A 21,049-nucleotide genomic window follows, 5' to 3' on the forward strand; every position below is an offset into this window, starting at 1 on the left:
TCTGCCGCCGGAGCTGTCCTGCGGACCTGCCACCGGGCTAGCGGCTGCGGATCGGAAGGGCCGGCATGCCGAGGGAGACGCCCGTCTTGCCGGCAGCGGCACCCGGTGCGGGTGCGGGAGCGCCGCAGGAGTCAGCCTGCGACCTGTCCCAGGCGTCGCCCGCCCGGGACCGGCGGAGGGAGTAGTCCTCGGCGGACGCGGGGTCGGCGACGAGATGGAAGGCTGCTGCCTCGGTGATGGTCACCGTCACCAGGTCGCCCGGGCGTGGTACCTCGGCGCCGGCGGGCACGGAGAAATGCACCAGCCGCTGGTCCTGGGCGCGGCCGGAGAGCCGGTGGGTTTCCCCTGCCTTGCGGCCGGACTGCGCCGTGACCATGACCTCGACGTGCCGGCCGAGCTGGCGGGCGTTTTCCTCGGCGGCGATCCGGTCCTGCAGCGCGGTGAGGCGCTCGAAGCGTTCCTGGACCACGGCCTTGGGGAGCTGGTCCGGGAGGTCTGCGGCGGGGGTGCCGGGCCGTTTGGAGTACTGGAAGGTAAAGGCGGTGGCGAAGCGTGACTTCTCCACGACGTCGAGCGTGGCCTGGAAGTCTTCCTCGGTCTCGCCGGGAAAGCCGACGATGATGTCCGTGGAGATAGCCGCGTGCGGAATCTTGTCGCGGACCTTGTCCAGGATGCCGAGGAACTTCGCCGCGCGGTATGAGCGCCGCATGTCCTTGAGCACCTTGTCCGAGCCCGACTGCAGCGGCATGTGCAGCTGCGGCATGACGTTGGGCGTCTCGGCCATGGCATCGATCACGTCGTCGGTGAAAGCCGCCGGGTGCGGGCTCGTGAACCGCACACGTTCCAGCCCTGCGATATCCCCGCAGGCGCGAAGGAGCTTGGAGAAGGCCTGCCGGTCGCCGAATTCCACGCCGTAGGAGTTGACGTTCTGGCCGAGCAGCGTGACCTCGATGGCACCGTCGTCCACCAGGGCCTGGATTTCGGCCAGGATGTCGCCCGGGCGGCGGTCCTTCTCCTTGCCGCGCAGGGCCGGGACGATGCAGAAGGTGCAGGTGTTGTTGCAGCCCACGGAGATCGAGACCCAGCCGGCATAAACGGAGTCGCGCTTGGTGGGCAGGGTGGAGGGAAAGACGTCCAGGGATTCGAGGATCTCCAGCTGCGCCTCGTTGTTGTGGCGCGCCCGGTCCAGCAGGGCGGGAAGTGCCCCGACGTTGTGCGTGCCGAAGACGGCGTCCACCCACGGGGCTTTCTTCAGGATGGTTTCCCGGTCCTTCTGCGCCAAGCAGCCGCCGACGGCGATCTGCATGCCGGGGTTGGCGGCCTTGATGGGCGCGAGGATGCCCAGGTTGCCGTAGAGCTTGTTGTCGGCGTTTTCCCGCACCGCGCAGGTGTTGAAGACGACGACGTCGGCCAGCTCCCCGGCGGCCGGAACGTACCCGGCGGCTTCGAGCATCCCGGACATGCGCTCGGAATCGTGGACGTTCATCTGGCAGCCGAACGTCCGCACCTGATAGGTACGGGCCGCCGTGTCTGCTACCTGTGCCGTGTCTGATGCCGCCGCGTCCACTGCCGGGGCGGTGTATGCTGCCGGGGCGTCCAGAGGAGGGGTGGTGCCGGATGCTGGGGAGGAAATGGTCAAACTCACCTGTTAAGGGTAACGGGTCCGTGCGGTGCGTGCGCGGGCGGCGATGGCAGCGCCGGTTGCCCGGGCACGCTCCGGCCGCGGTGCGGAGCCGCTGCTAGGCTTCTGCTTCCGATTCGGCATGAGCTGCGGCATGGTCAAGGACCTCCCCCACGATCCGGAAGGCCTGCGAGGGCTGATATCCCTTGCGCGCGAGCATGGCGGCCAGCCGCCGTGTGGTCTTGTCCCGGAACTCGCGGTCCTCGAGCCCGGCGGCACCGCGGAGCTTGCGCTCGACGAGCTCCCTGGCCGCTGCTTCCTCGTCCTCGTCGGTGAGCTGTTCCAGGGCAACGGCGGCCACGTCGGCGTCGATGCCCTTGTCGGCGAGTTCACGCCGCAAGGCGCCTTTGGCGAGCTTCCGGCTCTGGGAGCGGCTGCGGACCCACATGTCGGCGAAGTCCGCGTCGTCCACCAGCCTGACTTCCTCGAAGCGGTCGAGGACAGCCTCGGCAACGTCCTCGGGGACGTGCCGCTCCGCCAGCTTGCGGGAGAGCTGGAGCCTGCTCTTGGGCGAAGCGGTCAGCTGACGCAACACAATGGCGCGCGCGACCGCTGCCGGATCGGCGTCGCGGTCCTGCTCGGGGCCCGAGCTCCCCCGGCCGCGGCCACCGCTTCCGCCTGCCTGGGGCGTCGCGCTGTCGTCTTGGCCGGGGGCAGAATCCGGCGAACGGAATCCTGCCCCCTGACGCCGCCGCCGGTTAGAAGCCGTCAACGGCCTTCAGCTTCGGTGACGCTTCGGTCTCGGCAGGCTTCACACCGACGCCGAGCTTTTCCTTGATGAGCCGCTCGAGCTCGGCGGCTAGCTCGGGGTTGTCCCGCAGGAAGCGGCGGGAGTTCTCCATGCCCTGGCCGAGCTGGTCGCCGTCGTAGGTGAACCACGAGCCCGATTTCTTGATCAGGCCGTGCTCGACACCCATATCGATGATGCCGCCCTCGCGGGAGATGCCCTGGCCGTAGATGATGTCGAACTCTGCGATCTTGAAGGGCGGGGCCATCTTGTTCTTGACGATCTTGGCCTTGGTCCGGTTGCCGACCGAGTCTGCGCCTTCCTTCAGGGTTTGGATCCGGCGGACGTCGATGCGGATGGACGCGTAGAACTTCAGGGCCTTACCACCAGTGGTGGTTTCCGGGGAGCCGAAGAACACACCGATCTTCTCGCGCAGCTGGTTGATGAAGATGGCGGTGGTTTTGGTCTGGCTGAGGCGGCCGGTGATCTTACGCAGGGCCTGGCTCATCAGGCGGGCCTGCAGGCCGACGTGGCTGTCACCCATGTCGCCTTCAATTTCCGCGCGGGGAACCAGCGCGGCGACGGAGTCGATGACTATGACGTCCAGCGAGCCGGAGCCGATCAGCATGTCCATGATTTCCAGGGCCTGCTCACCGGTGTCCGGCTGTGAAACGAGAAGGGCATCGGTGTCGACGCCCAGCTTGGCGGCGTATTCCGGGTCCAGGGCGTGCTCGGCGTCGATGAAGGCTGCGATTCCGCCTTGGCGCTGGGCGTTGGCCACCGCGTGCAGGGCGACCGTGGTCTTACCGGAGGATTCCGGCCCATAGATCTCGACGACACGGCCGCGGGGCAGACCGCCGATCCCCAACGCGACATCCAGTGCGATGGAGCCTGTGGGGATGACCTCGATTGGCGCGCGGACTTCATCGCCCAGGCGCATGACCGAGCCCTTACCGAACTGCTTGTCAATCTGGGCAAGCGCTGCGTCAAGCGCTTTCTGGCGATCCGGGGCTGCGGCCATGGTTCACACCTCTAATGCTTTCTCGCTGGGAAGTGGCCGCTTCGGCCCTTCGTCCAGCACTCGTTTGTCATTTCTGACCTGTCATCACTGACGCTACTTCCACCCACCGACAGAGTTGCCGGCTGGCGCCGCGTATGTGGAAAAGACTCTGGAAAAAGCATAGCCCCACCCGAACACGTATTCGAACAAATGCGGCGGCGTGTCAGGGGCCGGCTCCGGCCTTTGAAACCAGGCCGGTCAGCGCGGCTTGATGTCGCGGCCCAGGCGGCGCTCGGGAGGTACGTCCTGGACCTCGCACAAAGCCAGCCAGACCTGCTTGGGCGGCACTCCGGCGCTGAGCGCCTGGTCCGCAGTCCGGCCGCCGACTCCGGCGAGGACCAGCGAGCTGCTGAGGACCCGGGAGTAGCCGGCTCCGAACTCATCGTCCATAAGCCGCCAAAAGTCACTGATTCGCACCAACAAAGTCTCTCACGGCGCGGGACTCTAGAATGGTTGCCATGAGCAACCCAGCCGAGGCACACGGAACGCCCGCGATGTTCCCCGGCGGTGCCGAGGACCCCGCAGACGCCGCGCTGACCGCCGTCGAGCAACAGTTGAGCGTGTTCCTGCGCCGGGCCCGTTCCGTCTCCCAGCAGCTGTCCCGCCAGGTTCACCCCGACATGGAGCCGGCCGCGTACGGCCTGCTGAGCGTGATCCGGCGCCAGGGGCCCATCCGCCTGACCGAACTTGCTTCCTGCATCGGCGTCGGCAAGCCCTCGGTGAGCCGGCAGATAGCCTTCCTGGAGAGCCTCGGCCTCGTCTCCAAGGAAGCCGACCCCCTGGACGGCCGGGCGCAGGCCATCCGGCTGACGGCCAAAGGCGAGGACAGGATGCACGAGGTCCAGGACGCGCGCCGCGGGGTGTTCCGGGAGCGGCTCGCCGCGTGGCCGGCCGAGGACCTGAACACGCTCGCCGCCTACCTGGGCAAGCTCAACGCGACCTATGAGAGCGACGGCTTCCTCCGGGACGACTCAGCATAGACCCCGCCTAGGGGCGAGTCCGCGCAGGGGCCAACCTCGGCGGGCACGCGAAAGGTCCCCGGCACACCGCCGGGGACCTTTGATCGAGTGGGGGTCGGGCTAGCGTGCCCCGGAGAGAAGGCCCTTGGCCAACTCGTCGTTCAGGTCCGTGTTGAGTTCCCGGTCCAGGTCACGGCCGTAGCGCTGTGCGAACTCCTGCGGAACGGTGTCCGGAACTGCCACACCCTCGGCGACGGCGACGCGGTCGCTGACTTCACGGAGCATGCTGGAGAGCGGAACATCCAGGGCCGAGCAGATCGAGGAAAGCAGCTCTGAGGATGCTTCCTTTTGGCCGCGTTCCACTTCACTCAGGTAGCCCAGGGAAACGCGGGCGCTGTGCGAGACTTCGCGCAGGGTACGGCCTTGGCGTTGGCGGACATCGCGCAGAACATCACCGATTTCGTGACGAAGTACAACCATCTTGCGCTCCTTCTGTTCGCTCTTTGCCTGATCGGCGAGGCCCACATCCTTCCAGCGGACAACGCCGTTTACGGATACGGGCTGCTTTACCATCTGTATCGCCTTGCTCCTCGTTTGCTTGAGTCCGCCCTTCAGGCGAACTATTGGTTCCTTTATCCTAGGCGCCCCTCTTATCGGGAGGCGACACAATGTAACAACTATTGGGAATCAACTTTTGTTCCCGGCAACTTTACGCACGGTAACCTTCCGGCGCCACTACTTCCAGCAGTCGTTCCAGGGCAGCAGCACACGCCAGGGCGCGGATTTCGGGCCGGCTTCCCTCGAAGCTGTACGGGTGCGCGCTGGAACCGTCCGCCGTCGCAATCCCGACGTATACGGTGCCCACGTCCTTTCCGCCGTGCGGTTCCGGACCGGCGACGCCGGTGGTGGACACTCCGACGTCGGCTCCGCAGATCCGGCGTGCGCCCTCCGCCATGGCGGCGGCCACCTGTCCGTCGACGGCGCCGACGGCGTCGAGAAGGTCCCGGGAGACCCCGAGGACATCGGCCTTGACCGAGTTCTGGTAGGACACCACGCCGCCCTGCAGCATTCCGGAAGCGCCGGGGATATCGGCCAGGACTGCGGCCACCATGCCGGCGGTAAGCGATTCGGCGGTCGCGACCGTCAGGCCCCGCCCGATGGCTCTCGCCACGGCCTCGCCGGCGATGCGGTGCAGATTCGGGTGCAGGTTGTTCATTGGGTGTCCTCCTGGTTCTGCTGTTGTGCCCGCAGGCCGCCGGCGCGCAGTTTGAGGGCCTCGATGACGTATTCCGCGCCCGTCCAGAGCGTGATGGCCAGGGCCAGCATCATAACGGCGAAGGCCACGGCGCCCAGCCACGGCGCGAGGGCGGCGAGCGGGAGGACGTACAGGAAGATGGCAGCGGTCTGCACGACGGTCTTGAGCTTGCCGCCCCGCGAGGCCGGGATCACGCCGTAGCGGATGACGAAGAAACGCAGCGCGGTGACCCCCCATTCACGGACCAGGATCAGAATGGTGACCCACCACGGGAGTTCCTGGAGCAGGGAGAGCATGACCAGGGCCGAACCGATCAGGAGCTTGTCCGCGATCGGGTCGGCGATCTTGCCGAAATCGGTGACAAGCCCGCGGCTGCGGGCGATGTCGCCGTCGAGCTTGTCCGTGTAGATCGCAATGGCGAAGGTCGCGGCCGCCACCCAGCGCCAGACACCGTTCCGGCTGTCCAGCCCCGGGGCGTCGGCGAGCAGGAACCAGATGAAAAACGGCACCAGCACAATCCGCAGCATCGTCAGGACGTTGGGCAGGTTCCAGATCTGCGCGGCGGACCCGGGACGTTTTGCTTCGGCGCTAGTCACCTTCCTAGGCTACCGTCCGGTGAGCGACCAGGCGTCCTCGGAGCCGTCGTCGTCCTCCCCGCCGGACCCCCCGGAAAAACCGTCGGCGCCGTCATGGTACTCGATCGCCTGGGTCCGGTTGTCCAGATCGGCGGCCACAAGATCTTCCGCGTAGCCGCCCTTGGCGATGTTGGCGTTGGCGTTATCGCTCAGAGCAGCGGTCTGGGAATCCGCCGTTGCCGGGCCGTCCTGTCCCTTCATCGCGGCGAGCACGGCCGCGAGGTCGTCCGGCTTGACGAGGACGTCGCGGGCCTTGGAGCCTTCGGAGGGGCCCACCACTCCCCTGGACTCGAGCAGGTCCATCAGGCGCCCGGCCTTGGCGAAGCCGACGCGGAGCTTGCGCTGGAGCATCGACGTCGAACCGAACTGGGTGGTGACCACGAGTTCGGTGGCCTGCAGCAGCACGTCGAGGTCGTCCCCGATGTCGTCGTCGATCTGCTTCTTCTGCGCCTCCGGAGCGACGTCATCCCGGTAGACCGCCTTGAGCTGGCCCTTGACGTGCTCGACCACCTTGTGGATTTCGGATTCCGTGACCCAGGCACCCTGGACGCGCATCGCCTTGGAGGCGCCCATCGGCAGGAAGAGCGCGTCGCCCTGCCCGATGAGCTTCTCTGCGCCCGGCTGGTCCAGGACCACTCGGGAGTCCGTGACGGAGGAGGTCGCGAACGCCATCCGCGAGGGCACGTTGGCCTTGATCAGGCCGGTGACCACATCCACGGACGGGCGCTGGGTGGCCAGCACCAGGTGGATGCCGGCGGCACGGGCCAGCTGCGTGATGCGGACGATGGAGTCTTCGACGTCGCGCGGGGCCACCATCATGAGGTCGGCGAGTTCGTCCACGATCACCAGCAGGTACGGGTACGGCCGGATGACGCGCTTGGACCCCTCCGGCGGGTGGACCTTGCCTGCCCGGACGGCCTTGTTGAAGTCGTCGATGTGCTTGAAGCCGTAGTTGGCGAGGTCGTCGTAGCGGGCGTCCATCTCCCGGACCACCCACTGCAGCGCTTCGGCGGCCTTCTTGGGGTTGGTGATGATCGGCGTGATCAGGTGCGGGACGCCTTCGTAGGCGGTGAGCTCGACGCGCTTGGGGTCCACCATGACCATGCGGACCTCGTCCGGCGTAGCCCGCATCAGGATGGAGGTGATCATCGAGTTCACGAAGGAGGACTTGCCGGCGCCGGTGGCGCCTGCCACCAGGAGGTGCGGCATCTTGGCGAGGTTCGCGACGACGTACCCGCCTTCGACGTCCTTGCCCACGCCCATGACCATGGGGTGGTCCGTCCGGCGGGCGTTCTGGCTGCGCAGCACATCGCCCAGCGAGACCGTCTCGCGGTCCGTGTTGGGGATCTCGATGCCGATCGCGGACTTGCCGGGGATGGGGCTCAGGATCCGCACGTCGGAACTGGCGACGGCGTAGGAGATGTTCTTGGACAGGGCGGTGACCCGCTCCACCTTGGTGCCCGGGGACAGCTCGATCTCGTAGCGGGTCACGGTGGGCCCGCGGCTGAAGCCCGTCACCTGGGCGTCCACGTTGAACTGGGTGAGGGTTTCGGTCAGCGAGGCGACGATGGCGTCGTTGGCCTCTGTGCGTTCCTTCGGGACGGAGCCAGGGGTCAGCACGTCCGAGGACGGCAGGGTGTAAGTGACGTCGCCGGCGAGTGACAGCTGCTCGGTGCGCTGCGGGATCGGGGTGGGCGGCGGTGCCGGCGCCACGGGGTTGGAGGGGACCTTGGCCGTTGCGGCGGCAGCAGCACCGGGGGCGGTTCCGGCCGCAGGGTTCAGGGACCCCGAAGCCACCATGCCGGGGGTGACCAGCGGGATGGCTTCGGTGGCGTTCTCGCCTTCTGCAGTGTCTGTCCCTCCGGAGCCGAGGCCCTGGGCTGCCTTGATCTTCTCGACGGCGATCTCGGCCTGGGTGGGCCGGCGCACGCCGGGCGCCACGGAGGGCTTGCGCTCGGCTTTGGCGCCGCCGGCAGACTTGGCCGCCTCGGCTTCCTCGTCCGCGATGAGCGCACGCTCGAAGGCTTCGTCGCCGACGTAGCCTTCCAGCCCGGCCTCGGCCTCGATGTCCTTGCCGAACAGGCGGCGGCGCTTTTTCCGCGCCGGCGCGGGGGCGTCGTTTTCGTAGAGGTAGCTGCGGTCGTGGGCGTCGCTGCCGGTCTGGTGGCCCTCCAGGTCAACGCCCATGAGGTGCTCGTAGGCGTCCCGGAGGCGGCTGGGGATCGCCCGGAAGGGGGTCGCCGTGACGATCAGCAGCGAGATAAAGACGAGGAGGCTGTACAGCGCGATCGGTACGGCGCTGGAGATGGCCGCCAGCGGTGCGGCGGCAAGGTAGCCGAGCATTCCGCCGGCCCGCCGCAGGCCGTCGAACCCGTCGGCGACGGTCGGCTGGCCGCCGGCCATATGGGCCAGGCCGGTGCCGGCGAAGGTCATGACCAGAAAACCGATGCCCACCCTGTTGTTGCCCCGACCGTCGACCGGCTGCCGGAACAGCCGGAAGGCGCAGACGAAGAGCATCAGCGGAAGGAGCAGGGACATCCAGCCGAAGGTTCCGTTGACAACGCTATAGACGGCGTCGGGGAACCAGCCCTGGAAACCCCACCAGGCGAAGGTCGCTACGAAGACGCCCAGTGCGAGATTGAACAGGGCGGCGCCGTCGCGACGGTCCTCGGGGGCAAGGCCGCTGACGTCCGAGCCGATCCGGCGGACACCCGCACCGACGACATGGGCGACGCCGAGCCAGGCGCCGGCCACCACCCGCACCAGCCAGGACTGCTTCGGTTCGACGGCGGCCAGCTGCCGCGTGCGGGCGGTAGCGGACGATCCCGACGACCTGCCGGATTTGGATGCAGCGGAGCCGGAGCCCCGGCCCGCAGGGCTGCCTGGTTTATTGTTTGAGTTTCCTCTTGGCGCGGAGGAAGTACGTGTCGCCATACCCGCCACGGTACCGGACGCCGGCCCGAAAACCCCGGATTTCCGGGCCAGGGAGGCGGCCATGTTGCGCTTGCCCGGCCTGCACGACGCTGGCCGGGCATACAAGACGGCCTCCCCGGCAGACCCTGCCAAGGTGCGGCGGGGCGGGCCGGGAAGGCCGTCATAGTTGGCGCGGAAAGCTCTGCGCCGGGAGGGTTGCTTACGCTTCCAGGACCACCGGGATGATCATGGGCTTGCGGCGGAGCTTGCGGTTGACCCAGGTGCCGACGACGCGGCGGACAACCTGCTGGAGCTGGTGCGTGGTGTGGTCCGAGCGGTTGAGCACGGCCTCCTCCAGCGCGGCGTTGATCTTGGGGATGATCTCGTCGAAGACCGAGTCGTCCTCGGCGACGCCGCGGGCGTGGATCTCCGGGCCGGAGACGACCTTGCCGGTGGCGCGGTGGATGACGGTGATGATGGAGATGAAGCCTTCATCACCCAGGGTCTGGCGGTCCTTGAGGTCTGCATCGGTGATCTCGCCGACGCTGGATCCGTCCACGTAGACGAAGCCGACTTCAACCTGGCCGACGATGTCGGCCTGGTGGTCGCGGAGGTCGATGACCGTTCCGTTGTCCGCCAGCAGGATGCTCTCCTCGGGGACGCCGGAATTGAGGGCGATCTTGCCGTTGGCGATCAGGTGGCGGGTCTCCCCGTGCACCGGCATGGCGTTGAGCGGCTCAAGGATGTTGTAGCAGTACAGCAGCTCCCCGGCGGCCGCGTGGCCCGAAACGTGGACCTTGGCGTTGCCCTTGTGGATGACGTCGGCGCCAAGCTTGAGCAGGCCGTTGATGATGCGGAAGACGGCGTTCTCGTTGCCCGGGATCAGGCTGGAGGCAAGGACGACGGTGTCCCCCTGGCCGACGACCACGGGGTGGTCCCCGTTGGCCATGCGGGATAGGGCGGCCATCGGCTCACCCTGGGAACCGGTGGACATCAGGACCACGCGGTTGTCCGGCAGGTTGCCGATGTTCTTGATGTCGACGAGGATTCCCGCCGGGACCTCCAGGTACCCGAGCTTGGCCGCGATGGCCATGTTGCGGACCATGGAGCGGCCAACGAAGGCTACCTTGCGGTTGTGGTTGGCGGCGGCGTCCAGGACCTGCTGGACGCGGTGCACGTGGGAGGAGAACGAGGCCACGATGATGCGCTTGCTCGCCTGCCCGAAGACCAGGTCCAGGGTGGGCCCGATCTCCTTCTCGGCTGTGGTGAAGCCGGGCACGTCAGCGTTCGTGGAGTCGGACATGAACAGGTCCACGCCTTCCTCGCCGAGCTTGGAGAAGTGGCGCAGGTCCGTGATGCGGCCGTCCAGCGGAAGCTGGTCCATCTTGAAGTCACCGGTGTGCAGCACGGTGCCGCCCGCAGTGCGGAGGAAGACGGCGAGGGCATCGGGAATGGAGTGGTTCACGGCGACGAACTCGCACTCGAACGGGCCGAACTTTTCGACCTGCCCCTCGGTGACGGTAAGCGTCAGGGGCCGGATCCGGTGTTCCTGCAGCTTCGCCTCGATGAGCGCCAGGGTCAACGTGGAGCCCACCAGGGGGATGTCCGCGCGCAGCTTCAGCAGGTAAGGGACGGCGCCGATGTGGTCCTCGTGGCCGTGGGTCAGCACGACGGCCACGATGTCCTGAAGCCGGTTCTCGATGTACGAGAAATCGGGCAGGATCAGGTCGACACCGGGCTGGGTCTCCTCGGGGAAGAGAACGCCGCAGTCAACGATGAGCAGCTTGCCGCCGACCTCGAAGACGGTCATGTTGCGGCCGATTTCGCCCAGGCCTCCGAGCGGAACGATCCGCAACGTGTCGTTGGTCAGTTTCGGCGGCGTGGCAAGGCCGGGAAGGGCGGTTTGGGTCATAGTTCACTACTTTCCAGGCGGTGGCCTGACAGGTTGTCGTCGATCAGGGAAGATTCCCGTTCAGGAGTAGACCAGTCCGGCTTCCGCCAAGTCCTCGCGGATGATTTCGATCTCGGCTTCGCCCGGCTCCACGAGGGGCAAACGGACAACCGAGTTGGGCAGGACACCCTGCCACTTAAGAACTTGCTTCGCAGCAACAGCACCCTGGATATGGGTCATCACTGCACGGACCACGGGGTCCAGTTCGAAATGTATGGTGCGGGCGGTCGCAAAATCGCCTGCAAGTGCGGCGTCGATCATCGCACGGTACTGCTTGGTAGCCACATGCGCAGAGACGCTGACGAGTCCGACGGCGCCTGCCGCCATCCAGGGCAGTGTCAGTCCGTCATCGCCGCAGTAGACATCAAGATCGGTATTGGCCAGGACACGTGTCACCGCGGCAAAGTCCGCCTTCGCGTCCTTGAGGGCAACGACCTTCGGGTGGTCCGCGATCCGGATCATGGTCTCGGGCAGGATCGGGACGCCGGCGCGGCCGGGGATGTCGTAAACCATCACGGGAAGGTCCGCGGCGTCGGCGACGGCTTCGATATGTGCCTGGATGCCGGCCTGGCTCGGCTTGTTGTAGTACGGCGTGACGAGCAGCTGGCCGTGTGCTCCGGCTTTCGCGGCGCGCTTGGCCATCTCGATCGAGTGCGAGGTGTGGTTGGTGCCGGTTCCGGCGATCACCTTGGCGCGCTCACCCACGGCTTCGACGATGACGCGGAAAAGCTTTTCCTTTTCGTCATCTTCCAGGGTGGATGTTTCCCCGGTGGTGCCGGAGATCACGAGGGCATCATTGCCGTCTTCCACGAGCTTGTTGGCCAGCTCTGCCGACTGCCGATAATCGACCTCACCGTCGGAGGTGAAAGGCGTGACCATCGCGGTCACAAGGGTTCCGAACGTGTAAGAGCGAATGTCAGAGTCAGCCATGGTAAAAACGTTACCCTGTCCCCTGCGTGTTAAGACAATGGCGGCGGCGTGATGAAGATCAAATCCCGCCGGGTCCACGCCCGGAGGATAAGGGCAGCGGGGGCGCGGCGAGCAGCCCCGGCCTCCGGCGCCTCACTCCCGGCACTCCACCGACACCTCACCTTCCGCACCTCAGGTTCCCCGCGTCATCCTCCGCCTCACCCCGCGGGCCGGGTCCGGAAGGACTGCAATGGGGCGTCCGGCCGCGCCGGCTCCGCCCCGGCGGAGCAGTAACGTCCGACGGCGGTCTCACGCAGGTGCTCCGCCCAGGTGGCGAGCCGTTGGGCGGCGCGCACATAGTGGAAGAGCTCGGCGGGCGTGAGGGCCTCGAGGTCCGTTTCGGCCAGCCGTCGGGCGAGTTCCGCCCCGGGCGCCTGGGCGGAGAGGGCGGTCCCCTCCTGCTGCCAGCGGTGGTCCTCCGCAGGCTCTCCGGCAACCAACTGCCGGAAGAGGAAGTCCACCACGCCCGGGCTCATCGCCTTGAGCACGCCGGACGCCTCGTCCGGACGGAAAGCTGGTTCTGGTGACGTATTCATGGCCCTCATGGTATTCGAACATATATTCGAATACAAGACCTGTGCCGCTCCTGTGAACTTAGCTCAGCCGCGCTCCGGAGAGGGCATCAGCCGGGCAGGTCGTGAGACGATCGGACCATGACCCCGCGCGGAACCGCCCCTGCCTCCCGGACCGCAAAAGGCAGGGCATCAGGGGTGCGGCTGGCCGGTATCGATGCCGCACGCGGGCTGGCGCTCCTGGGCATGATGGCCACTCACGTGCTGCCTATCTTTGAGCACGACGCCCAGCTCACGCCGACGTGGGTGGGGCTCGTGTTTTCGGGACGGGCGTCAGCACTTTTCGCGGTCCTCGCCGGCGTCGGCCTGGCACTTTCCACCGGAAAGGAACGGCCGCTGCAGGGGCCCGAGCTTTCAGCGGCCCGCCGGGGAGTCGCATGCCGGGCCCTGGTGGTGGCCGCTGTGGGTCTCACCGTGGGCGGACTCGAGGTGAACATCGCGATCATTCTGGTCCACTACGCCCTGCTGTTCCTGTGCGTGTTGCCGTTTCTCGGACTCGACGTGGGACGCCTCCTGGTTCTGGCCGCCGGCTGGGTCCTGGTGACGCCGATCCTGGCCTTCCTGCTGCGTCCCTGGCTCCTCGCGGCCCGGCCTGCCCTGCATCTGGGCCACAACCCCCAATGGGAGGATCTCTCCACGCCCGGGGTCCTGCTGGGCGACCTTTTCCTGACCGGTTACTACCCGGTCTTGCAGTGGCTCGCCTACCTGCTGATCGGGCTCGCGATCGGGCGGACGGCCCTTCGCAAGGCGCCCGTGCAGGTACTGCTGCTGGTCGGAGGAACGGTCGTCGCAGTACTGGCGAAGTGGCTCAGCGTGGTGATGATGGAGGACTGGGGCGGCCTGGCCGCCTTGAAGGCCTCCCTGTACAACCCGTCCTATCCGCTGGAGAGCCTTCTAGCGGTCAACCTGGCCGGGGTTGCGCAAACCGGTTCCGGCTGGTGGCTTGCCGCCAGCGCCCCGCATTCCGGCACCACGCTGGATCTGGTGCACACTTCGGGGGTGGCCGCCGCCGTCGTGGGCTTCTGCCTGCTGCTGGGACGGCTGGCCGAGTGGATCGAGCTGGATCTGCTGCTCCCGCTGCGCGGCGCCGGCGCCCTCACATTGAGCTTCTACACCGTCCACTTGTGCGTCATGGCGGCGCTTTACGAGAAGCCGCTGTGGCCCGGCTGGACGGTGGAGGGTGTCTACTGGGCGCAAGCGGCCGCCGTCCTGATGATCGGCTCGGCCTTTGCGGCGCTCTCCTGGCGTGGGCCCCTTGAATGGGTGGCGCATGCCGCAAACCACCTCGGCAGGCACCAGCCGGCACGCACCCGCTAGCTAGGCGCGGAAAAGCTTGACGGCGTCCCGCATGGAAGCCCGGGCCCGCTTGCGGTCGCCCGAGGCGTCGTAGGCGCAGCTGAGCCGGAACCACGAGCGCCAGTCCCCCGGTGACGCCTCCGTCTCAGCGCGGTATTTCTCGAATTCGAGGTCCGCGGCCTCCCGGATGATCCTGCCGGCCGGCGTACGCGGCAAGGTGTCTTCCGGCAACCCGCCTTCGGCTTCCAGGATCCTGGCCATTTTTTCGGTGCGGGCGCCGAACAGCAGCTCCCGGACCAGGGCCCAGGCGCCGACGAGCGGAAGGAGCAGGTAGGCCGCGCCGATGGCCTTCGCCGTCAGGTTCGGGTCCGACATCAACAGCACCGAGCGCTGGAAGGACACCACCAGGTAGAACACCAGCAGCAGGGTGACGGCGCCGACCCAGATCTTGGTGCGGTTGGCTTTCAGGGCGGTAAGCACATTGGCCACGGGGGTCAGACTCCCAGGTCCAGGTAGCCGTCCAGGCCGACTGTCAGGCCCGGGTGCGAAGCAACGTTGCGCACGCCCAGGAGCACCCCCGGCATGAAGGACGCACGGTCAAAGGAATCGTGGCGGAGGGTCAGCTGTTCCCCCGGTCCGCCGAGGAGGACCTCCTGGTGGGCCACCAGGCCGCGGAGCCGGACGCTGTGCACGCGTACGCCGTCGACCTCGCAGCCGCGGGCTCCGGGACGTTCGCTGGTGGTGGCATCCGGGCTGGCGGGGACCCCGGCGGAAGACCGCTCGGCGGCGATCAGCTGGGCCGTGCGCACCGCCGTTCCCGACGGGGCATCCACCTTGTCCGGGTGGTGCAGTTCAATGATCTCAACCGAATCGAAGTACCGGGAGGCCTTGGCGGCGAAAGCGGAGGCCAGAACCGAGCCGAGGGCGAAGTTGGGGGCAATCAGGACTCCGGTCCCCTGCTGGCCGGCGAGGAGTTCCTCGAGCCGTTCCAGGCGGTCCGCGTCCCAGCCGGTGGTGCCGACGACGGCGTGCATGCCGTGCTCGACGGCGAAGCGGACGTTGGCTTCGGTGCTTTCGGGAACCGTCAGGTCCACCACTATCCGGGCCCCGGATTCCACCAGGATGTCCAGGGGATCGTTCCGGCCCAGGGCGGCCACCAGCTTCAAATCCGGGGCGGCTTCGACAGCCTTCACGGCTTCGGCGCCCATGCGCCCGTTCGCGCCCAGCACGGCGACTGCGAGTTGTTCGGTCATGCCATCAACCCTACCGCCGGGGCTTACGTGTCTCTGAACCGGTAGTCCCGCGTTACACTCCCAGAGCCTGCGGCCGCCCGGCCTTCCGGGCTCCTACCCGCCGGCGCCGACCCATTCCACCGTGCCGTCGGTGAAGAACTGTTCCTTCCAGATGGGAACCTGCGCCTTGATCCGGTCCACGAGCTCCGAGCAGACCTCGAAAGCCTGGCCCCGGTGCGCGGCCGACACGGCGCAGACCAGCGCCGGGTCCCCGATCTCCAGCATGCCGATCCGGTGCGCCGCCCAGATCCGCACCGGCGGGCGCTGCCCGCCGTCGGCCTGCCCGGAAGCGAGGGACGCCCCGGCGCCCGCGTCGTCCGCCTGCTCCGCGACGAGGGCAGCGACGACGTCGGCCATCACCTGGTGCGCTGTGGGGTGCGCGCTGTAGCTGAGCCGCCGGACTGGCTTGCCGCCGTCGTGGTTCCTGACCACGCCGCTGAAGCTGACGACGGCCCCCGCCGTGTCGGATTCGACGGCGGCGATGGCCTGGTCCACGGAGATCGGTTCGGTGCTGAGGACCGCGTGGACGATTTCAAAGCCTGTGTCAGTGCCCATGGCTGCCTTCCAGCTGGTCGCAGAGGTGCCCGAGAATGGGATCCAGCACGCTCAGGCCGTCCATAACGCCTTTCGGCGATCCCGGGAGGTTGACAATGAACGTCTGCCCGGCCGCTCCCGCGTGGCCCCGGCTCAGCATGGCCGTCGGCGTCTTGGCCGTTCCCGCGTTCCGGATCCCTTCCATGATGCCCGGAATTTCCCGGTCCAGGAGGGGCAGGGTCTGCTCGGGGGTGGCATCGGTGGGGCTGAGGCCTGTGCCGCCGCTCGTGATGATCACGGCGGGGCGCTGGGTCAGGAGGGCGCGGAGGGCAGCACCCACCGCGTCCCCGTCGGGGACCACGAGCGCCGGGAACGGCTCGAATCCGTGTTCGGTGAGCCAGTCGATGATGACGGGACCGGTGAGGTCCTCGTAGATGCCCGCCGCGGCCCGCGTGGAGGCAATCACGACGCCGGCCTTCCGCCCGGTCGCTTCACCGTGGCGGTGGGGTTCGGGCATGCTCATATGGACCAGTCCCCGCTCTTGCCGCCGCTTTTGGCCAGCACCTTGATGTCTGTCAGGACCGCATGCTTGTCCACGGCCTTGATCATGTCGTACACGCTGAGCGCCGCCACCGAGGCCGCGGTGAGGGCTTCCATCTCCACTCCGGTCGCGCCCCGGGTCTTGACCGTGGCGAAGACGGTGACCCTGGCGGTGTCCAGCTCGAAGTCAACGGTGACCTTCGCGATGGGGAGGGGGTGGCACAGCGGGATGAGGTCAGGGGTCCGTTTCGCGGCCATGATGCCGGCGATCCGGGCGACGGCCAGCGCGTCACCTTTGGGCAGCTCGCCGGCACCTAGCAGGGCCAGGACCTCGGCCGTGCTGTTCACCGTGGCGGTGGCGGTGGCTTCCCGGGTCGTTTCGGCCTTGTTTGAGACGTCCACCATCTGGGCGGTGCCGTCCTGGCGCAGGTGGGTCAGGACCGGCTTTGCGGCCGCTGGGCTCACCGAGGCGGGGGTATCTGCTTCGTTCACAACATCCATACTTCCACCTCAGCGCCCCGCGGGAGGTCAGCGGTTCCTTCCGGAACATGGATCAGGGCGTTGGAGCGCGCCAGGGCGGAGACCAGGTGGGAACCGGCGCCGCCCTCCAACCGGACCGTGCCGTCCGGCTGGAACGTGCCGCGCCGGACCTGATGCTTGCCGCGCGGTGACGTCAGGGCTTCAGCCAGCCGGGCCCGGACCGCCGGGCGGCGTGCGGGCGAGCCGAACAGCTCGCCCAGCACGGGGCGGAGGAACATCTCAAAGGAGACGAGGCAGCTCACCGGGTTGCCCGGGAACCCGAGGACGGGCACGCCGTCGAACGTCCCGATCCCCTGCGGGCCGCCGGGCTGCATGGCGACGCCGACGAATTCGACGTCCTGGCCGTCCAGCGCCTGCCGGACCACCTCGTAGGCGCCCTTGCTGACACCGCCGGTGGTGACGATGAGGTCCACGCCGGGGGCGTGACGGCGCAGCACTGCGGCAAGTTCCTCGGGCCGGTCGGTGGAGATTCCGCTGCGGGTCACGCCGAGGCCTGCCTGGAGCATGGACGACTCGAGCAAGGTGGCGTTGGAGTCGTAGATTTTGCCGGGACCGAGCGGGCGGCCTGGTTCCACGACTTCATCTCCGGTGGTGACGAGCAGGACGCGCAGGGTGCGGTAGACGGCCGCCTCGGTGAGCCCGAGCGCGGCCAGAAGCCCCAGTTGTCCCGGCCCCAGGAACGTCCCGGCGGCCAGCGCCGGTTCCCCGGCGCGAATGTCGCTGCCGGCGCCGCGGATGAAATTTCCGGCGGGGGCGGCGGGCAGGGTCACCGTGGCCGGCTCCCCCGGGACGGGAAAGTAATCGGGAACGGCCTGCTCGATGGGTACGACGGCGTCCGCACCCGGCGGCATCATGGCCCCGGTCATGATGGGCGCAGCCGTGCCGGGGAGGAGCCGCTCCGGAGCGGCACCGGCGGGAATGGGCGCCACGACGCGGAGTTCGGTTCCGCCGTCGGCCACGTCCGCGCTGCGGATGGCGAAGCCGTCCATCTGGGAGTTCGCGAACGGCGGCAGGTCCACCGGGGCCACGACGTCCGCTGCGAGTCCCCGGCCCAGGGCCGCGAGCAGCGGGAGCAGTTCGATCCGGTCCGGGGTGCGGAGCGGGGCCAGCAGCCCGCGGACCGACTCGCGGTGCGCTTCCACGCTGACGCTCCGTGTATCCGTGCGGTGCATACGTCCCCTTGCTCCCTTGTGGTGATCGCGTCCGGCTGTTGCTCCCGGTCCCTCTGTCACCTCACGTCAGCTGTCACCTCACGTCAGCTGTCACTTCACGTCAACTGTAACCGTGTGATAGCCGGTGGCTCCGCTGGGCGCGGGCGAGGCGCGGTCCTCCACCTGCGCGGCGCCGTCGAGGTCGGTGGCCCTTACCTGGACCTCGTAGCGCCCGGCATCCAGCCGCAGGGCAAGCTTCCACTGATACCAGGTGTCCTTGGAGATGCCCGGCGCCAGGTCGGCCTGCTGCCAGCCGCCGCGGTTGACCCGCAGTTCCACTTTGCCGATGCCGGTGTGCTGGGCCCAGGCGACGCCGCCGAAAGTCACCTCCCCCGCCGGGACCGAATTTCCACGGGGAACATCGATGCGGGAGGAAGTCTTGATGGGGCCGCGGTCGCTCCAGCCGCGGGGTGTCCAGTAGCCGACATCGTCCACGAAGCGGGTCACCTTCAGCTCGGTCACCCATTTTGTCGCGGACACATAGCCGTAGAGGCCGGGAACGATGAGGCGCACGGGGAAGCCGTGTTCCAAGGGGAGCGGTTCGCCGTTCATACCGACCGCCAAAAGCGCATCCCGGCTGTCCGTCAGCACCTCCAGCGGGGTGCCGGCGGTCCAGCCGTCGGCGCTCCGGGACAGCACCATGTCCGCACCGGCCTTGGGTCCTGCCTGGGCCAGAAGGTCCCGGACGGGCCAGCCCAGCCAGCGGGCGTTGCCGATCAGGTCCCCGCCCACTTCGTTGGAGACGCAGGCAATGGTGACGTGCCGTTCAATCAGGGGTTTGGCCAGTAGGGCCGCGAAGTCGAGTTCGACCTCCCGCTCCACGAGGCCGGTGACCTTGAGTCGCCACTGCTGCGGATCCACCACCGGGACCCGCAGTGCTGTGTCGATACGGTAGAAGTCCTTGCTGGGAGTCACGAGCGGAACAACGCCATCCAGCCGCACTTCGGCCCCCGCCGGGACCGGCGGCGCGGGAGATACCGGCGTCGAGAGCACGAGTTTGCTCCGCAGCTCATTGACGGCGGCGGCAGCTCCCCTGACAGTGGCGGCGAGCACCGCGCCGACGGCGGCGACCGCGGCTGTTCCGCCGAGCACCCGGAGGAAGCGCCGGCGCGCAGGGACGCCCGCGGGGGCCGCGGAGACCGCAGGGCCTGCCTGCCACTCACGAAGGCGCCCGACCAGCCACCGCAGCAGGCCGATACCCAGCGCAGCGACCAGCAGAGGTATGGGAACCGCGGTGGCCGTCGCTTCGGCCCGTCCCAGCACGGCCGCGACGCCCACGGCCCCGAAGACGGCGATGACGGCGACCCCGGCGAAAGGGCGCCACAGCTCAAGGATTCCGGCGAGGGCCGCCAATACTGTAATCGAGAGCGCCATGCCGCCCAGCAGGGCGACCTTGTCCGCGGTCCCGAACAGAGAAATGGCCCAGTCCTTGACGCCCGGCGGAACGGCATCGATCACCGCTCCCCCGACAGCTGTCAGGGGCGAGACGGAAGGGCTCAGGAGGCCGGCGGCGACCTCACCGAGCATGACGCCGGTGCCTACCGCGACGACGCCCGCCGCCGCGGCCCACCAGCGCAGTTCCCGGTTTCCGCTGGGCGCGGAAGCCGGCGCTGACTGGAGCGTGCCCATGTCTCAAGCATAGGTTCGGGCGCATCCTGGCGTGGCTTTCCAGGCCTGGGGGAACTTGGCTGGCACATGGTTTCGGATCGGGCTGCGCGGGAGTGATGCTAGCAGCAAGGTAGCGTAGCCTGACTCTATGAGTGTTCAGCTTGGCATGCCCCAGCCGCGCGGTGGAACGGGCTCCACTGCTGATGTCTCCGGCGCGGACTCTTCGGGAAGTGCGGCGCTGTCGGGCCGCCCGGCCGGGATGACCGCCGGACTCGTGGACCGGTACGGGCGCCGGGCCACCGACATGCGCCTTTCGCTCACCGACAAGTGCAATCTGCGCTGCACGTACTGCATGCCGGCCGAAGGGCTTGAGTGGCTTGCGAAGCAGGCCGTGATGTCCGCGGACGAGATCGTGCGGATCGTGCGGATCGGTGTTGACCTGCTGGGCGTGCGTGAACTGCGGCTGACCGGCGGCGAGCCGCTGGTCCGGGCCGACCTGCTGGACATCATTGCCGCGCTGCGCCAGGCCCACCCGCAGCTTCCGATCTCCATGACCACGAACGCCGTCGGCCTGGACAAGAAGGCGGCCGGGCTGAAGGCTGCCGGGCTTTCCCGGATCAACGTCTCCCTTGATTCCCTGCATGAGGAGACCTTCACCAAGCTCACACGCCGTCCCTTCCTGGACAAGGTCCTCGCCGGCGTCGACGCCGCCTGGGCAGCGGGCCTGGGACCGGTCAAACTCAATGCGGTGCTGATGCGCGGTATCAACGACGCCGAGTCTCCCGCCCTGCTGGCCTGGGCCCTGGACCGCGGCTATGAGCTCCGCTTCATCGAACAGATGCCGCTCGACGCTGACCACGGCTGGACGCGCCGGAACATGATCACCGCGGCGGAAATCCGCTCTCTGCTCTCCGCCGACTATGTGCTCAGTGCGGATCCGCGGGACCGCGACGGCGCCCCGGCCGAACGCTTCGAGGTCCGGGCCCGCGTCCCCGGCACGGACGCGGCCACCGGACCGGTGCTGGGAACGGTGGGCATCATCGCCTCCGTCACCGAACCGTTCTGTTCCGACTGCCGCCGCACCCGGATCACGGCCGAGGGCAAGATCATGAGCTGCCTCTTCTCCCGTGAAGAGGTGGACCTGCTGGGACTGCTGCGTGAAGGCGCCAGCGACGAGCAGCTGGCCGAACGCTGGCAGGACGCCATGTGGATCAAGCCCAAGGCCCACGGAATGGACCATGTGGGGCTGGGCGCCCCGGACTTCGTCCAGCCGGACCGCAGCATGAGCGCCATCGGAGGCTGAAAC

21 protein-coding genes are annotated in these 21,049 nt (G+C 68.0%); 3 read left to right on the forward strand and 18 right to left on the reverse strand.

The genetic code is table 11. The annotated features are described in order from the left end of the window. Window positions 1–37: 37 nt before the first annotated feature. The 4 genes from miaB to QFZ65_RS14280 form a co-directional block, all read right to left on the reverse strand. Window positions 38–1,645 carry a tRNA (N6-isopentenyl adenosine(37)-C2)-methylthiotransferase MiaB gene (miaB, locus tag QFZ65_RS14265; protein ID WP_373427594.1) on the reverse strand — a complete coding sequence of 536 codons (1,608 nt, stop codon included), beginning with the start codon at window positions 1,643–1,645 and terminating at the stop codon, window positions 38–40. Between the two features lie 94 nt (window positions 1,646–1,739). Next, window positions 1,740–2,219 (reverse strand): regulatory protein RecX, encoded by a 480-nt coding sequence (locus QFZ65_RS14270; protein ID WP_306912591.1) that lies wholly within the window; start codon window positions 2,217–2,219, stop codon window positions 1,740–1,742. A gap of 160 nt (window positions 2,220–2,379) precedes the next feature. Beyond that, a complete protein-coding gene (recA, locus tag QFZ65_RS14275) occupies window positions 2,380–3,429 on the reverse strand; it encodes a recombinase RecA (RefSeq protein WP_306911368.1) in 1,050 nt (349 codons plus the stop codon). Between the two features lie 237 nt (window positions 3,430–3,666). After that, window positions 3,667–3,885 carry a DUF3046 domain-containing protein gene (locus QFZ65_RS14280; protein ID WP_306911369.1) on the reverse strand — a complete coding sequence of 73 codons (219 nt, stop codon included), beginning with the start codon at window positions 3,883–3,885 and terminating at the stop codon, window positions 3,667–3,669. Between the two features lie 41 nt (window positions 3,886–3,926). On the opposite strand from QFZ65_RS14280, the gene QFZ65_RS14285 reads away from it, so the two are divergent. After that, the gene (locus tag QFZ65_RS14285; protein WP_306911370.1) at window positions 3,927–4,448 is read left to right on the forward strand and encodes a MarR family winged helix-turn-helix transcriptional regulator; all 522 of its coding nucleotides are present in this window, start codon (window positions 3,927–3,929) and stop codon (window positions 4,446–4,448) included. 99 nt (window positions 4,449–4,547) lie between these two features. Here QFZ65_RS14285 and QFZ65_RS14290 read toward each other — a convergent pair whose 3' ends face one another. From QFZ65_RS14290 to QFZ65_RS14320, 7 genes are all read right to left on the reverse strand, one after another. Next, a complete protein-coding gene (locus QFZ65_RS14290; protein ID WP_069951197.1) occupies window positions 4,548–5,000 on the reverse strand; it encodes a helix-turn-helix domain-containing protein in 453 nt (150 codons plus the stop codon). A 136-nt stretch (window positions 5,001–5,136) separates the two neighbouring features. Then, window positions 5,137–5,643, reverse strand: coding sequence for a CinA family protein (locus QFZ65_RS14295; protein WP_306911371.1), 507 nt, complete (start codon window positions 5,641–5,643; stop codon window positions 5,137–5,139). Continuing rightward, complete coding sequence (gene pgsA / locus QFZ65_RS14300; RefSeq protein WP_373427595.1) at window positions 5,640–6,278, reverse strand: CDP-diacylglycerol--glycerol-3-phosphate 3-phosphatidyltransferase; 639 nt, start codon at window positions 6,276–6,278, stop codon at window positions 5,640–5,642. The genes QFZ65_RS14295 and pgsA overlap by 4 nt, the downstream gene beginning before the upstream one ends. 9 nt (window positions 6,279–6,287) lie before the next feature. After that, a complete protein-coding gene (locus tag QFZ65_RS14305; protein ID WP_306911372.1) occupies window positions 6,288–9,251 on the reverse strand; it encodes a DNA translocase FtsK in 2,964 nt (987 codons plus the stop codon). A 199-nt stretch (window positions 9,252–9,450) separates the two neighbouring features. Next, a complete protein-coding gene (locus QFZ65_RS14310; RefSeq protein ID WP_306911373.1) occupies window positions 9,451–11,142 on the reverse strand; it encodes a ribonuclease J in 1,692 nt (563 codons plus the stop codon). A 60-nt stretch (window positions 11,143–11,202) separates the two neighbouring features. Continuing rightward, window positions 11,203–12,111 carry a 4-hydroxy-tetrahydrodipicolinate synthase gene (gene dapA, locus QFZ65_RS14315; RefSeq protein WP_306911374.1) on the reverse strand — a complete coding sequence of 303 codons (909 nt, stop codon included), beginning with the start codon at window positions 12,109–12,111 and terminating at the stop codon, window positions 11,203–11,205. A gap of 197 nt (window positions 12,112–12,308) precedes the next feature. Continuing rightward, window positions 12,309–12,686, reverse strand: a complete 378-nt coding sequence (locus tag QFZ65_RS14320) for a hypothetical protein (protein WP_306911375.1) — start codon at window positions 12,684–12,686, stop codon at window positions 12,309–12,311. A 117-nt stretch (window positions 12,687–12,803) separates the two neighbouring features. Between QFZ65_RS14320 and QFZ65_RS14325 the strand changes: the two genes are divergently transcribed. Further along, window positions 12,804–14,039 carry a heparan-alpha-glucosaminide N-acetyltransferase domain-containing protein gene (locus tag QFZ65_RS14325; RefSeq protein ID WP_306911376.1) on the forward strand — a complete coding sequence of 412 codons (1,236 nt, stop codon included), beginning with the start codon at window positions 12,804–12,806 and terminating at the stop codon, window positions 14,037–14,039. Here QFZ65_RS14325 and QFZ65_RS14330 read toward each other — a convergent pair whose 3' ends face one another. The 7 genes from QFZ65_RS14330 to QFZ65_RS14360 all read right to left on the reverse strand — a co-directional run bounded on the left by QFZ65_RS14330 (window position 14,040) and on the right by QFZ65_RS14360 (window position 19,764). Beyond that, window positions 14,040–14,507 (reverse strand): hypothetical protein, encoded by a 468-nt coding sequence (locus QFZ65_RS14330; RefSeq protein ID WP_306911377.1) that lies wholly within the window; start codon window positions 14,505–14,507, stop codon window positions 14,040–14,042. Between the two features lie 5 nt (window positions 14,508–14,512). Continuing rightward, the gene (gene dapB, locus QFZ65_RS14335) at window positions 14,513–15,271 is read right to left on the reverse strand and encodes a 4-hydroxy-tetrahydrodipicolinate reductase (protein ID WP_306911378.1); all 759 of its coding nucleotides are present in this window, start codon (window positions 15,269–15,271) and stop codon (window positions 14,513–14,515) included. Between the two features lie 93 nt (window positions 15,272–15,364). Then, a complete protein-coding gene (locus QFZ65_RS14340; protein ID WP_306911379.1) occupies window positions 15,365–15,865 on the reverse strand; it encodes a molybdenum cofactor biosynthesis protein MoaE in 501 nt (166 codons plus the stop codon). Continuing rightward, on the reverse strand, window positions 15,855–16,367 hold the full coding sequence (locus tag QFZ65_RS14345) for a MogA/MoaB family molybdenum cofactor biosynthesis protein (protein WP_306911380.1): 513 nt from the start codon (window positions 16,365–16,367) through the stop codon (window positions 15,855–15,857). The genes QFZ65_RS14340 and QFZ65_RS14345 overlap by 11 nt, the downstream gene beginning before the upstream one ends. After that, window positions 16,364–16,885, reverse strand: coding sequence for a cyclic pyranopterin monophosphate synthase MoaC (moaC, locus tag QFZ65_RS14350; RefSeq protein WP_306911381.1), 522 nt, complete (start codon window positions 16,883–16,885; stop codon window positions 16,364–16,366). Before moaC ends, QFZ65_RS14345 begins: the two co-directional genes overlap by 4 nt. Then, a complete protein-coding gene (gene glp, locus QFZ65_RS14355; RefSeq protein WP_306911382.1) occupies window positions 16,873–18,096 on the reverse strand; it encodes a gephyrin-like molybdotransferase Glp in 1,224 nt (407 codons plus the stop codon). The genes moaC and glp overlap by 13 nt, the downstream gene beginning before the upstream one ends. A 90-nt stretch (window positions 18,097–18,186) precedes the next feature. Further along, entirely contained in the window at window positions 18,187–19,764 is a 1,578-nt protein-coding gene (locus QFZ65_RS14360; protein ID WP_306911383.1) for a molybdopterin-dependent oxidoreductase, read from the reverse strand. Window positions 19,765–19,891: 127 nt separating this feature from the next. On the opposite strand from QFZ65_RS14360, the gene moaA reads away from it, so the two are divergent. After that, on the forward strand, window positions 19,892–21,046 hold the full coding sequence (moaA, locus tag QFZ65_RS14365; protein WP_306911384.1) for a GTP 3',8-cyclase MoaA: 1,155 nt from the start codon (window positions 19,892–19,894) through the stop codon (window positions 21,044–21,046). Window positions 21,047–21,049 lie beyond the last annotated feature (3 nt).

It is taken from the genome of Arthrobacter sp. B3I9, from assembly GCF_030816935.1.
GTDB lineage: Bacteria > Actinomycetota > Actinomycetes > Actinomycetales > Micrococcaceae > Arthrobacter.

Bases quoted from the DNA above. Each gene is read 5' to 3' on its own strand.
- recA (WP_306911368.1), bottom strand. From the start codon at position 3,429: ATGGCCGCAGCCCCGGATCGCCAGAAAGCGCTTGACGCAGCGCTTGCC.
- QFZ65_RS14285 (WP_306911370.1), top strand. From the start codon at position 3,927: ATGAGCAACCCAGCCGAGGCACACGGAACGCCCGCGATGTTCCCCGGC.
- QFZ65_RS14290 (WP_069951197.1), bottom strand. From the start codon at position 5,000: ATGGTAAAGCAGCCCGTATCCGTAAACGGCGTTGTCCGCTGGAAGGAT.
- QFZ65_RS14295 (WP_306911371.1), bottom strand. From the start codon at position 5,643: ATGAACAACCTGCACCCGAATCTGCACCGCATCGCCGGCGAGGCCGTG.
- QFZ65_RS14305 (WP_306911372.1), bottom strand. From the start codon at position 9,251: ATGGCGACACGTACTTCCTCCGCGCCAAGAGGAAACTCAAACAATAAA.
- QFZ65_RS14310 (WP_306911373.1), bottom strand. From the start codon at position 11,142: ATGACCCAAACCGCCCTTCCCGGCCTTGCCACGCCGCCGAAACTGACC.
- dapA (WP_306911374.1), bottom strand. From the start codon at position 12,111: ATGGCTGACTCTGACATTCGCTCTTACACGTTCGGAACCCTTGTGACC.
- QFZ65_RS14320 (WP_306911375.1), bottom strand. From the start codon at position 12,686: ATGAATACGTCACCAGAACCAGCTTTCCGTCCGGACGAGGCGTCCGGC.
- QFZ65_RS14325 (WP_306911376.1), top strand. From the start codon at position 12,804: ATGACCCCGCGCGGAACCGCCCCTGCCTCCCGGACCGCAAAAGGCAGG.
- dapB (WP_306911378.1), bottom strand. From the start codon at position 15,271: ATGACCGAACAACTCGCAGTCGCCGTGCTGGGCGCGAACGGGCGCATG.
- QFZ65_RS14340 (WP_306911379.1), bottom strand. From the start codon at position 15,865: ATGGGCACTGACACAGGCTTTGAAATCGTCCACGCGGTCCTCAGCACC.
- QFZ65_RS14345 (WP_306911380.1), bottom strand. From the start codon at position 16,367: ATGAGCATGCCCGAACCCCACCGCCACGGTGAAGCGACCGGGCGGAAG.
- moaC (WP_306911381.1), bottom strand. From the start codon at position 16,885: ATGGATGTTGTGAACGAAGCAGATACCCCCGCCTCGGTGAGCCCAGCG.
- glp (WP_306911382.1), bottom strand. From the start codon at position 18,096: ATGCACCGCACGGATACACGGAGCGTCAGCGTGGAAGCGCACCGCGAG.
- QFZ65_RS14360 (WP_306911383.1), bottom strand. From the start codon at position 19,764: ATGGGCACGCTCCAGTCAGCGCCGGCTTCCGCGCCCAGCGGAAACCGG.
- moaA (WP_306911384.1), top strand. From the start codon at position 19,892: ATGAGTGTTCAGCTTGGCATGCCCCAGCCGCGCGGTGGAACGGGCTCC.